The sequence below is a fragment of the Kitasatospora sp. MBT63 genome (assembly GCF_000710465.2).
GTDB lineage: Bacteria > Actinomycetota > Actinomycetes > Streptomycetales > Streptomycetaceae > Kitasatospora.
Map to the genome: position 1 here is coordinate 2,076 of NZ_JAIZ01000499.1, position 11,735 is coordinate 13,810.

Sequence of the window (11,735 nt, forward strand, 5' to 3'; positions counted from 1 at the left end):
GGAGCTTAGGAGATTCGAACTCCTGACATCTGCCATGCAAAGACAGCGCTCTACCAACTGAGCTAAAGCCCCGGGCACTGGGCATAAGCGTACCTGCTCCCGCGGCGAATCCCGCGCGGGAGGGCAGCGCCGCCCGGTGTGCGCTCCGAGGAGCGCGGACCGGCCCCGGCGGGAATGCCGGGACCGACCCGAGGGAGGCCGCCGGGCGGCCTCCGGAAGATCGTCTGCGGCCTCAGCGGCCGGCCGGGACCGGGTCGGTGGCCTCGGTCCACAGGTCCTGCTCGGCGCGGTCCGCCTGGACCTGACGGTAGACAAAGAAGCCGCCGAGGGCGACCAGGGCGACCAGGAGGAGCTTCTTCACCGCGGGACCTCGTCCTTCTTGCTTGCAGTATCGGAACGCCGGCCCGCCTTCCCGACCGGGAGGCACCACCCACGAACCCTTTGGTGTACGAGCACGAACCAGCGGTCGGGCTGGAGACCGCCTTGCGGCCGATGATACACACCGGTAACCCGTTCAAGAGCTGCCAGTGCCCGGTCCAACCGGCCGATCCGAACCCATGATTGACGCCGCGCCTTCTGTCGTACGGTGTGCCTGGCCGGCCTGCGCAGGGCGTACCACCGCCGTTCCGGCCACCAGATCGATCCTGGTCCGCGGCGGGGCACCCTCGCCCTCCTCGTCCCGCAGCATCAGGGTCGAGCCCCGCTGGTCCAGTTCGTGCTGCTTGCCGGCCGCGAACTGGGCGTGCAGCTGCTCGAACCCGGTCGCCGAGATCTGACCCTCGCGGCCGGTACCGCGCCAGGGGATCCACCGGGTCCGGCTGGCACGCAGGGCGAGCTGGTCGACGATGCCCACCAGGACCAACGCGCACACCAGACCGGGGATGCTCATCGCCCAGAACACCGCCACCGGATCCTCCTCCTCGCCGGACACCACCCCCATCCTGCGCGCCCGCCGCGGGGGACGGAAGGGCCGGTGCGGCAGCCGCGCACCGCACCGGCCCCGTGACGGCCTACCGCCGCCGGCGCCCGCGCTGGACGGTCACGTCCAGCCGCAGGACCCGCAGGTCCTCGCGGACCGCCCGCAGGTCGTCACCGTGCCGGCAGAGCCGCTGCCCGATCGCCGCGATCACCCGGTCGCCGGCGTCGAGCCGGCGCTCGATCGAGAGCAGCCGCAGCTCCACCGGGTCGAACGGGTGCTCCCCGTCGATCCGGCGCTGCCACTCCCGGGCCGCCGGGTCGGCCACCGTGCGCTCGTACTCGTCCCAGCGCAGCCCGCTCCACGGCCGCGGCCGGGCCCGGAACGCCCGGACCCACGGACCGGTCTCCCCGGCCCGCCAGTGGCCCTCGGCGGCGTCCAGCAACTCCTGCCGCACGGCCCGGGCGACCTCGCTGTCCCGCAGCAGCATCGCCACGTTCAGCACGGCCCGCCGGGGCAGGACGGTGAGCCCCGAACGGGCCTGTGGATAACTTCCGGAAAAGAGTGACATCGTGTCACTCTTAAAAGTTTCCAGGTCAGCGCCTCGGAGCACGCGCGCGCCGCTGGCCGCCAGCTCCTTGCGGTGGCGGACCAGCAGCTGCCGGATGACCTCCTCGCCCACCTCGAAGTAGTCGGCGGCCATCCGGACGGTCACGTGCAGACCGTCCGGGAGCAGGGTGAGCGCCTTGACCTTGTCGAGCGCCTCGGTGCGGCCCTCGAGCTGCCGGCCGAGCTCGCGGCGCAGCGTCGGGGATTCGAGCACGACGGATTCCATGGACACGGGAATGCCCTCCATGGTCGGAGTGGATCGTGGACCGCCACGTCACCCGGGGCGTACGGGGCCGGACTTCCGCCGGCCGGAGCAGAGGTCGCACACGTCCACAGATCCAATGACCGGTCCCGTCGACCGGCTATCCCCGACTTCACAGGAGTTTCGAGTCGCCCATTCCAAGATGCCTCTGCGCATCCTGTCCAACGAGCCTCCGCGCCGGAGGTCACGGACCCGGGCGGACCGGCACTGCTACCGGTCCACGAAGACCAGTACGCCGCCGACCGTCACGACGAGGACCAGCACCGCGGCCAGCATCACGGCTCCGGCGATCAGCGCGGCCACCACGCCGCTCACCGCGAGGCCCCAGCGGGCCACCCGCTCGCCCCGTTCGACCTCGGCCACGTAGTCGCGGTCCTCGCGAGCACTATCGGTGACCCCCGTCGGTTCCGACCCCATCGCCCTGCTCCCTCCCCCGGCGCCCGGCCGGCCCGTGTGACGAGCGCCACTCGGAGACCGGCAGGGCGGGCCGTGCAACATTGCCGATCTCGGAGCAGGAAGAGCAGAAGGCCCCGGTCACTGGGTGACCGGGGCCTTCTTTGCAGGTGGGCCTAACAGGACTTGAACCTGTGGCCTCTTCCTTATCAGGGAAGCGCTCTAACCGTCTGAGCTATAGGCCCTTGCCGCACTGAAAGATTAGCGGACCGAGCGCCGATCTCCCAAATCCGTATCCGCGGCCCCCTCGGGGGCGGGTGCGGAGCGGTGCAGCTCAGGGTCGCCGGCCGGGCCGGGCGCGGCTGCCAGCCACTGGCCGCGGGTGGCCGGCAGGCCGCTGCGGCCGACGGAGGTGGTGCGGACGGCGAGCACCTGGTTGATCCCGATCCGGTTCTGCTCGAAGGCCAGCGCCGAGGCCGCCATGTAGAGCCGCCAGACCCGGGCCCGGCCCCGGCCGACCAGCCGGACCGCCTCCGGCCAGTGCGCCTCCAGGTTGGCCACCCACTCGCGCAGCGTCAGGCCGTAGTGCTCGCGCAGCGACTCCACGTCCCGTACCTCGAAGCCCGCGTCCTCCAGCAGCCCGACCGTGCTGCCCACCGGGGACAGCTCGCCGTCGGGGAAGACGTACCGGTCGATGAACGGGCTCGGCCGGTACCGCTCGCCGGGCAGCTCCGGGCGCCGGGCGATCTGGTGGTTGAGCAGCCGGCCGCCGGGGGCCAGCAGGCCGTACAGGCCGGTGGCGTAGGTCAGGTACTGGGCGGACCCGACGTGCTCGGCCATGCCGACGCTGGAGATCGCGTCGAAGGGCCCGTCGGGGACCTCCCGGTAGTCCTGCAGCCGGATCTCGATCCGGTCGCCCAGTCCGGCCTCGGCGACCCGGCCTCGGGCCAGCTCGACCTGTTCGACGGAGATGGACACCCCGACCGCCGTGACGCCGTAGTGCCGGGCCGCGTGCAGCACCAGCGAGCCCCAGCCGCAGCCCACGTCGAGCAGCCGCATCCCGGGACGCAGGCCCAGCTTGCGGCAGATCAGGTCGAGCTTGGCCTCCTGGGCGTCCTCCAGGCTCTTCGCCTCGGGCGTCCAGTAGGCGCACGAGTAGACCATGCTGGAGCCCAGCACGAGGCGGTAGAAGTCGTTCCCGACGTCGTAGTGGTGGCTGATCGCGGCCCGGTCCCGGCGGCGGCTGTGCAGGCGCCCGCGGGGGCGGACGGCCTCCTCGGGCGGCGGGGCGGGCTGCGGGCCGACGGCGCCGATCCGGACCAGGGTGGCGAGCAGTTCGCGGCCGTGCGGCCCGAACACATCGGTGACGCCGAGGTCGAGCTGGCGGATCCGGGGATGCTCGGCGAGCTCCGCGACGACGGACAGCACCTCGTAGAGGTCGGTGTCCGGGGCGAGTTCGAGGTCGCCGGAGACGTAGGCGCGGGCCAGGCCCAGCTCGCCGGGCTGCCAGAGCAGCCGTCTGGCGGCCCGGCGGCTGCGCAGCACCAGGGTGGGCGCGCCCGGTGGTCCGGCGACACTGCCGTCCCAGCCCTGGATCCGCAGCGGGAGCCGCACCCCGAGCAGCCCCTCCACCGCACCGATCAGTTGTGTTGCGACCTCAGCCATGACGGGCCTCCGACCAGCCGTAACAGCTCCACCGCTTGCGTTCTCCACCGTGCCGCCGTGCCGGCGCGACGCTGCGCCGGTGACAATGGCTGCCCGGTCGGCGCGGGGGCTAATCCCCGTGTCCGCCAACCCGGTCCACTTATCCACGGGCGCCCGCGGGCGGTCCCGGCGGCACGCTGGCGGGGCGGCCGCCGTCACCCGAACGCGGGTACCGACGCCGACGGGCCCCGAAGGCTGGAACAGCCTTCGGGGCCCGTCGATTCCGCGCGGGTGACCGGGTGTCAGTCCTCCTCGGCCAGGGTCAGCTCGATACCGCCGGTGAAGCCGGCCGCGGTGTTGTAGATGAACGCCGACAGCGTGGCCAGCGCGGTCATCAGGACCACGTCCACCACCGAGATCAGGATGGTGAACATCATGACCCGGCCGAAGCCGATGTAGTCCATCAGGTTGAAGCTGCTGGCGCTGTCGTTGCCGGTGACGTCGCTCAGGGTGCTGCTCAGCGAGTCGAAGACGCCGAGGCCGTCCAGGGTCATCCAGAGCACCGCGGCCGCGACGATCATGATCACGCCGACCGCCAGCGACAGCAGGAAGCTGACCTTCATCACCGACCAGGGGTCGGCCTTGGTGATCCGCAGCCGCGCCTTGCGGGTGCGGATGCCGCCCTGCGCCGCCGGGGGAGTGCCGGGACGGCGTGCGGCGCCGGGCGGGACCCGGGTGCCGCGGGCCGGGGTCGGCTGCCCCTTGGCGTACGTGGTCGGCGTGGAGAAGCCGTCCGCGGCCGCGCCGCCCTGCGGGGCGGCCGCCGGCTGGCCGCCGTATCCCGCGGTGCCGGCCTGCCCGGCTGCACCGACCGGCGGCATCAGCGAGGTGGAGGCCGCCGCCGGGTGCTCGGTCGGACGGGGCGGCACTCCGCCGTACGGCGTGCCGCCCGGCAGCCCGCCCGTGGCACCTCCAGCACCCGTGGCTCCACTCACCCTGGTCCTCCTGCAGTTCCCGCCAGGTCGGCGGTCCGCCCTGGTCATCGCTTCCGGTCCGGCCGCGGCCGTCTGGCCGCCGCCGGTGCGCGGTCCGGCGCCCGTCCCCGGCTGGGGCGGGCACCGGACCGCGGGTGGGAGGTCAGGCCTGGTCGGCCGCGCCACCCTCCGTCGTCGTGCCGTCCTCGGCGGCGGGCGCCTGGGCCACGGCCCCGGCTGCCTCGTCCTCCGAGGTCTCCTCGTCCTCCGCCTCCGCGTTGCGGGCCATGCCCACCACCGCGTCGCGCTTTCCGAGGTTGATCAGTTGGACGCCCATCGTGTCACGTCCGGTTTCACGGACTTCGGAAACCCGGGTCCGAATCACGCCACCGGAGAGCGTGATGGCCATGATCTCGTCGGTCTCCTCGACGACCAGTGCCCCGACCAGCGAGCCCCGGCCCTCGACGATCTTCGCCGCCTTGATACCGAAACCACCACGTCCCTGCACACGGTACTCGTCGACCGAGGTCCGCTTGGCGTAGCCGCCATCGGTGGCGGTGAAGACGAAGGTGTCCGGCCGGATCGAGTTCATCGACAGCAGCTCGTCGTCCTCGCGGAAGGACATGCCCTTCACGCCCGAGGTGGCCCGGCTCATCGGCCGCAGCGCCTCGTCGGTGGCGGTGAAGCGGATCGACTGCGCCTTCTTGGAGATCAGCAGCAGGTCGTCCTCGGCGGAGACCAGCTCGGCACCGATCAGCTCGTCGTCCCGGCCGTCCTCGTCCTGTCGCAGGTTGATCGCGATCAGGCCGCCGGAGCGCGGCGAGTCGTAGTCCTTCAGCCGGGACTTCTTGACCAGGCCGTTGCGGGTGGCGAGCACCAGGTACGGCTTGTCCTCGTAGGTGCGCACCGCCATCACCTGGGCGATGTGCTCCTCCGGCTGGAAGGCCAACAGGTTGGCGACGTGCTGGCCGCGGGCGTCGCGGCCGGCGTCCGGCAGCTCGTAGCCCTTGGCGCGGTAGACCCGGCCCTTGTTGGTGAGGAACAGGATCCAGTTGTGCGTGGTGGTCACGAAGAAGTGGTCGACGATGTCGTCCTGCTTCAGCTGCGCACCGCGCACGCCCTTGCCGCCGCGCTTCTGCGAGCGGTAGAGGTCGGAGCGGGTGCGCTTGACGTAGCCGCCGCGGGTGATCGTGACGACGATGTTCTCCTCGGCGATCAGGTCCTCGATCGAGAGGTCGCCGTCGGAGGGGATCAGGGTGGAGCGCCGCTCGTCGCCGTACTTCTCGACGATCGCGGTGAGCTCCTCGGAGATGATCTCCCGCTGGCGGGCGGGGGAGGCGAGGATCGCGTTGTACTCGTTGATCTTCGCCTGCAGCTCGTCGTGCTCGCTCAGGATGCGCGCGCTCTCCAGGGCGGCGAGCCGGCGCAGCTGCATCTCCAGGATCGCGTTGGCCTGCAGCTCGTCGATCTGGAGCAGGTTCATCAGGCCGCTGCGGGCGGCGTCGGCGCTCTCCGAGGCCCGGATCAGCGCGATCACCGCGTCGATCTGGTCCAGCGCCTTGAGCAGGGCGCGCAGGATGTGCGCGCGCTCCTCGGCCTTGCGCAGCCGGAAGGTGGTCCGGCGGACGATGACCTCGACCTGGTGGTTGACCCAGTGCCGGATGAAGGCGTCCAGCGAGAGCGTGCGGGGCACGCCGTCGACCAGGGCCAGCATGTTGGCGCCGAAGTTGGTCTGCAGGTCGGTGTGCTTGTAGAGGTTGTTCAGCACGACCTTGGCGACGGCGTCGCGCTTGAGCACGACGACCAGGCGCTGGCCGGTCCGGGAGGAGGACTCGTCGCGGACGTCGGCGATGCCGGCCACCCGGCCGTCCTTGACCAGGTCCGCGATCTTGAGCGCCAGGTTGTCCGGGTTCACCTGGTACGGCAGCTCGGTGACCACCAGGCACTGGCGGCCCTGGATCTCCTCGACCTCGACCACCGCGCGCATGGTGATCGAGCCGCGGCCGGTCCGGTAGGCCTCCTCGATGCCGCGGCGGCCGACGATCAGCGCACCGGTCGGGAAGTCCGGGCCCTTGATCCGCTCGACCAGGGCCTCGAGCAGCTCCTCGTTGGAGGCCTCGGGGTTCTCCAGCGCCCACAGCGCGCCGGAGGCGACCTCGCGCAGGTTGTGCGGCGGGATGTTGGTGGCCATGCCGACCGCGATGCCGGTGGCGCCGTTGATCAGCAGGTTGGGGATGCGGGCCGGCAGGACGGTCGGCTCCTGCTGGCGGCCGTCGTAGTTGGCGGCGAAGTCGACGGTCTCCTCGTCGATGTCCCGCATCATCTCCATGGCCAGCGGCATCATCTTGCACTCGGTGTACCGCATGGCGGCGGCCGGGTCGTTGCCCGGGGAACCGAAGTTGCCGTTGCCGTCGACCAGCGGCATCCGCATCGACCAGGTCTGGGCGAGGCGCACCAGGGTGTCGTAGATCGAGGTGTCGCCGTGCGGGTGATAGTTGCCCATCACGTCGCCGACCACGCGGGCGCACTTGTAGTAGCCCTTCTCGGGCCGGTAGCCGCCGTCGTACATCGCGTACAGCACCCGGCGGTGCACCGGCTTGAGGCCGTCGCGGACCTCGGGCAGCGCGCGGCTGACGATCACGCTCATCGCGTAGTCGAGGTAGGAGCGCTGCATCTCGGTCTCGAGCTCGATCGGCTCGATCCGGACGGTGCCCTGGCTGGGGGTGTCCTCGGACTGCTCGTCGCCGTCAGGACGGTTGTCGTCGACCACTGCTGGTCAGTTTCCTTTCACGCGGGGCCTGGGACGTGGATGACCGCGGGGGTCGTCACACGTCCAGGAACCGGACGTCCTTGGCGTTGCGCTGGATGAAGGACCGGCGGGCCTCCACGTCCTCGCCCATCAGGACGGAGAACAGGTCGTCGGCCCGGGCCGCGTCCTCCAGGGTGACCTGGAGCAGCAGCCGGTGGGCGACGTCCATGGTGGTGACGCGCAGCTCCTCGGCGTTCATCTCGCCGAGACCCTTGAAGCGCTGGATGGCGTCGTCCTTCGGCAGCCGGCGGCCGGCCTCGACCCCGGCCGCGATGAGCGCGTCGCGCTCGCGGTCCGAGTAGGCGTACTCGAAGTCGTCCCGGCCCCACTTGATCTTGTACAGCGGGGGCATCGCCAGGTACACGTACCCCGACTCCACCAGCGGCCGCATGAAGCGGAACAGCAGGGTGAGCAGCAGGGTCCTGATGTGCTGTCCGTCGACGTCGGCGTCGGCCATCAGCACGATCTTGTGATAGCGGAGCTTGGACTCGTCGTAGTCCTCCTGGATGCCGCAGCCGAAGGCCGAGATCAGCGCCTGGACCTCGGTGTTCTGCAGCACCTTGTCGATCCGGGCCTTCTCGACGTTCAGGATCTTGCCGCGGATCGGGAGGATCGCCTGGGTGCGCGGGTCACGGCCCTGCTTGGCCGAGCCGCCGGCGGAGTCACCCTCGACGATGAAGATCTCGCACTCGGCCGGGTCCTTGGACTGGCAGTCGCTCAGCTTGCCCGGCAGCGAGGCGCTCTCCAGCAGGCCCTTGCGCCGGGTCAGGTCCCGGGCCTTGCGGGCCGCGACCCGGGCGGTGGCCGCCTGGATCGACTTGCGGATGATATCCGAGCCCTCGTTGGGGTGCCGGTCCAGCCAGTCGTTCAGCTGCTCGTGCACCACCTTCTGGACGAAGGTCTTGGCCTCCGTGTTGCCCAGCTTGTCCTTGGTCTGGCCCTCGAACTGGGGCTCGCCGAGCTTGACCGAGATGATCGCGGTCAGACCCTCGCGGATGTCCTCGCCGGAGAGGTTGTCGTCCTTCTCGCGGAGCAGCTTCTTGTCCCGCGCGTAGCGGTTGACCAGGCCGGTCAGTGCCGCGCGGAAGCCCTCCTCGTGGGTGCCGCCGCCGTGGGTGTGGATGGTGTTGGCGAACGAGTAGACCCCCTCGGTGTACGAGGAGTTCCACTGCATCGCGATCTCCACCGAGATCGCCTTGTCCTTGTCCTCCGCCTCGAAGTCGATCACCGAGGGGTGGATCGGGTCGCCCTTGCGGGAGTTGAGGTGGGCGACGAAGTCCGCGATGCCGCCGTCGTACTTGTACGTGACGGTGAGCGGGCGGCCCTCCTCGTCGGCGTGCTCGGCCCGCTCGTCGGTCAGCGAGATGGTCAGGCCCTTGTTCAGGAACGCCATCTCCTGGAAGCGCCGGGAGAGCGTCTCGAAGGAGTAGACCGTGGTCTCGAAGATGTCCGGGTCGGCCCAGAACGTCACGCTGGTGCCGGTCTGCTCGGTCGCCTCGTGGCGGTCGAGCGGGGCGGTCGGCGCACCCGCCTTGTAGTCCTGGGTCCAGCGGTGGCCGTCGCGGTGGATCTCGATCGCCAGCCGGGTGGAGAGCGCGTTCACCACCGAGACGCCGACGCCGTGCAGACCGCCGGAGACGGCGTAGCCGCCGTTGCCGAACTTGCCGCCGGCGTGCAGCACGGTCAGCACGACCTCGACCGCGGGCTTGCCCTGACCGGCGACGATGTCCACCGGGATGCCGCGGCCGTTGTCGTCGACGCGGACCGCGCCGTCGGCCAGGATGGTCACGTCGATCGTGTCGGCGTACCCCGCCAGCGCCTCGTCGACGGAGTTGTCCACGACCTCGTACACCAGGTGGTGCAGGCCGCGCTCACCGGTCGAGCCGATGTACATGCCGGGGCGCTTGCGGACGGCTTCGAGGCCCTCCAGCACCGTGATGTTGCTGGCGTCGTACGACTTCTCGCCGGACTGGTCGGTGGGGTCTTGGTTCTGGCTGGGGTTGCCGGAATCGGCCACGAAGCGCCCTCTCTGGCACAGCGCGGGTCGCACGCCATCCGCTGATTCGGAGGGCCTGCGACCACGGCGTTTCGACTCGGTTGCTACGAGCAACAGTGTTTGGCTTCCAGTCTACCGGTACGACTGACAGAGAGGGGCGTTTGGCAGCCCCTGAGGGCAGATGTGCCGCCCTGAATCCCCTCTGCACATGTCCCGATACTCGACCAGGGGGCTCAGAGCCCTCACGCAGGCCGCCAGCGGTTCCGGACGAACCAGCTCCGCTCGGACCTCACCCCCAGGTGTCGCCCGGCCCCTTGCTCCCCGGCGCCCGCAGTCGCCCGTACCCCCGAACCGGGGCGTCAGGCCCCAGCACCTTGATCACCTTCACGGTGCCGTGCCCCAGCTCGTGGTTGAGCCTGGCCACCAGCTGCCGGGCCAGCAGCCGCAGCTGGGTCGCCCAGGCCGTCGAGTCGCACTGCACGGTGAGCACCGCCTCGGACTCGGCGTAGGTCTTGGGCACGCAGTGCGCCGAGATGTCCGGCCCGACGATCTGCGGCCAGCGGCCCATCACCCCGCCGACCGCGGCCGGCGCCTCCCAGCCCCGCTCGGTGATCAAACGATTCAGCGCCGCCCCCAGCGGCACCGGGTCGCGCCCGTCCGCCCGGGCGCCGCTGCGCAGACCGTGCCGCTTGGCCTCGCGCTTCTCCCGCACCTGCTCACCGCGCTGCCTGGCCTGCTCCTTCGCCGCCCGCAGCGCCACCCGCGCCAGGTCCACACCCGACAGCTCAGGCGTATCGCTCATGCGTCCCGCACCTTTCCCCAGGCTGTGGATGATCGCCCGGGTTCCAGGCGGTGGACCGTCCAGCGTACGAGGTCCGCGTGACTCACGGGTCAAGACGGGACACCGTGCCGTCCGAGACGGCGTACCGCGCCCCCGCCAGCGCCTTGGGCACGTCCTCCGGCACCGCCGCCGTCACCAGCACCTGCTCGCCCCCGGCCACCAGCTCCGCCAGCCGGTCCCGGCGCCGGGCGTCCAGCTCCGCGAACACGTCGTCCAGGATCAGCACCGGCTCCCCGCCGTCCGCCTTGAGCAGCTCGTACGAGGCCAGCCGCAGCGCCAGCGCGAACGACCAGGACTCCCCGTGGCTGGCGTAGCCCTTCGCGGGCAGCGGACCCAGCCGCAGGGTCAGCTCGTCGCGGTGCGGGCCGACCAGGGTCAGCCCGCGGGCCACCTCCTGCGGACGGGCCGCCTGCAGCGCCGCCAGCAGCTGCTCCTCGGCCTGCTCCCGGCTGGTGGGCAGCTCGCCCTCGAAGGAGCTGCGGTACTCCAGCAGGGTCTCCCCGCCACCGGGCGCGAGCTGCCCGTACGCCTGCGCCACCAGCGGCTGCAGGGCCGCCACCAGGTGGATCCGGAAGGCCGTCAACTCAGCACCGGCACGCGCCAGATGACCGTCCCAGACCTCCAGGGTGGACAGGTCGGCCGCCTTGCCGCCGCCCGCCCGGCGGGCCGTCGCCGCGGTCTTCAGCAGCGCGTTTCGCTGCTTGAGCACCCGCTCGTAGTCCTGCCGGACCCCGGCCAGCCGGGGCGCCCGGGCGGTCAGCAGCTCGTCCAGGAAGCGCCGGCGCTCCCCCGGGTCGCCCTTCACCAGGGCCAGGTCCTCGGGGGCGAACAGGACCGTCCGCAGCAGGCCCAGCACATCGCGCGGGCGGACGTTGTCGGAGCGGTTGATCCGGGCCCGGTTGGCCTTGCCCGGGGTCAGCTCCAGCTCGACCAGGGTGGTCCGGGCGTCGCGCACGATGCTGGTGCGCACCACCGCCCGCCCGGCGCCCAGGCGCACCAGCGGGGCGTCGGTGGCGACCCGGTGGCTGCCCAGGGTGGCCACGTAGCCGATGGCCTCCACCAGGTTGGTCTTGCCCTGGCCGTTGGGCCCCACGAACGCCGTGACGCCCGGGTCGAGCGGAACCTCGACCCGGGCGTAGGAGCGGAAGTCGGCGAGCGACAGGTGCGCGACATACATGGCTGGGTACTGCGCTCGCCTTCTGCGGGGATGAGCCGACGGCTACTTGGACTCGACCGCGTGGCCGCCGAACTGGTTGCGCAGCGCGGCGATCATCTTCATCTGCGGGGAGTC

Annotated in this window: 10 protein-coding genes and 2 tRNA genes; all 12 read right to left on the minus strand. The window is 71.2% G+C overall.

Going from position 1 to position 11,735, the window contains the following annotated elements; translation table 11 throughout:
• A tRNA-Ala gene (locus AA75_RS26885) sits at window positions 1–72 on the minus strand.
• A 160-nt stretch (window positions 73–232) separates the two neighbouring features.
• The gene (locus tag AA75_RS47975) at window positions 233–361 is read right to left on the minus strand and encodes a DLW-39 family protein (protein WP_014137031.1); all 129 of its coding nucleotides are present in this window, start codon (window positions 359–361) and stop codon (window positions 233–235) included.
• A gap of 153 nt (window positions 362–514) precedes the next feature.
• Window positions 515–931: a DUF6191 domain-containing protein gene (locus AA75_RS26890; RefSeq protein WP_368666610.1), complete on the minus strand. Its 417-nt coding sequence runs from the start codon at window positions 929–931 to the stop codon at window positions 515–517.
• 79 nt (window positions 932–1,010) lie between these two features.
• A complete protein-coding gene (locus AA75_RS26895; RefSeq protein WP_033822852.1) occupies window positions 1,011–1,751 on the minus strand; it encodes a hypothetical protein in 741 nt (246 codons plus the stop codon).
• A gap of 246 nt (window positions 1,752–1,997) precedes the next feature.
• Window positions 1,998–2,204, minus strand: coding sequence for a hypothetical protein (locus AA75_RS47980; RefSeq protein WP_149038399.1), 207 nt, complete (start codon window positions 2,202–2,204; stop codon window positions 1,998–2,000).
• A 147-nt stretch (window positions 2,205–2,351) separates the two neighbouring features.
• A tRNA-Ile gene (locus AA75_RS26900) sits at window positions 2,352–2,425 on the minus strand.
• Between the two features lie 16 nt (window positions 2,426–2,441).
• Window positions 2,442–3,845, minus strand: coding sequence for a cyclopropane-fatty-acyl-phospholipid synthase family protein (locus tag AA75_RS26905; protein WP_033822853.1), 1,404 nt, complete (start codon window positions 3,843–3,845; stop codon window positions 2,442–2,444).
• Window positions 3,846–4,126: 281 nt separating this feature from the next.
• Window positions 4,127–4,819 (minus strand): DUF3566 domain-containing protein, encoded by a 693-nt coding sequence (locus tag AA75_RS26910; RefSeq protein ID WP_233289205.1) that lies wholly within the window; start codon window positions 4,817–4,819, stop codon window positions 4,127–4,129.
• Window positions 4,820–4,961: 142 nt separating this feature from the next.
• Window positions 4,962–7,499, minus strand: coding sequence for a DNA gyrase subunit A (gene gyrA, locus AA75_RS26915; RefSeq protein ID WP_051813458.1), 2,538 nt, complete (start codon window positions 7,497–7,499; stop codon window positions 4,962–4,964).
• A gap of 124 nt (window positions 7,500–7,623) precedes the next feature.
• On the minus strand, window positions 7,624–9,624 hold the full coding sequence (gene gyrB, locus AA75_RS26920; RefSeq protein WP_199520425.1) for a DNA topoisomerase (ATP-hydrolyzing) subunit B: 2,001 nt from the start codon (window positions 9,622–9,624) through the stop codon (window positions 7,624–7,626).
• Window positions 9,625–9,892: 268 nt separating this feature from the next.
• Window positions 9,893–10,405: a DUF721 domain-containing protein gene (locus AA75_RS26925; RefSeq protein ID WP_033822855.1), complete on the minus strand. Its 513-nt coding sequence runs from the start codon at window positions 10,403–10,405 to the stop codon at window positions 9,893–9,895.
• Window positions 10,406–10,487: 82 nt separating this feature from the next.
• Entirely contained in the window at window positions 10,488–11,621 is a 1,134-nt protein-coding gene (recF, locus tag AA75_RS26930) for a DNA replication/repair protein RecF (protein ID WP_033822856.1), read from the minus strand.
• Window positions 11,622–11,735: the final 114 nt, after the last annotated feature.

Coding starts and splice junctions, on each gene's coding strand:
- AA75_RS47980 (WP_149038399.1), bottom strand. CDS start 2,204: ATGGGGTCGGAACCGACGGGGGTCACCGATAGTGCTCGCGAGGACCGC.
- AA75_RS26925 (WP_033822855.1), bottom strand. CDS start 10,405: ATGAGCGATACGCCTGAGCTGTCGGGTGTGGACCTGGCGCGGGTGGCG.
- AA75_RS26895 (WP_033822852.1), bottom strand. CDS start 1,751: ATGGAATCCGTCGTGCTCGAATCCCCGACGCTGCGCCGCGAGCTCGGC.
- AA75_RS26905 (WP_033822853.1), bottom strand. CDS start 3,845: ATGGCTGAGGTCGCAACACAACTGATCGGTGCGGTGGAGGGGCTGCTC.
- recF (WP_033822856.1), bottom strand. CDS start 11,621: ATGTATGTCGCGCACCTGTCGCTCGCCGACTTCCGCTCCTACGCCCGG.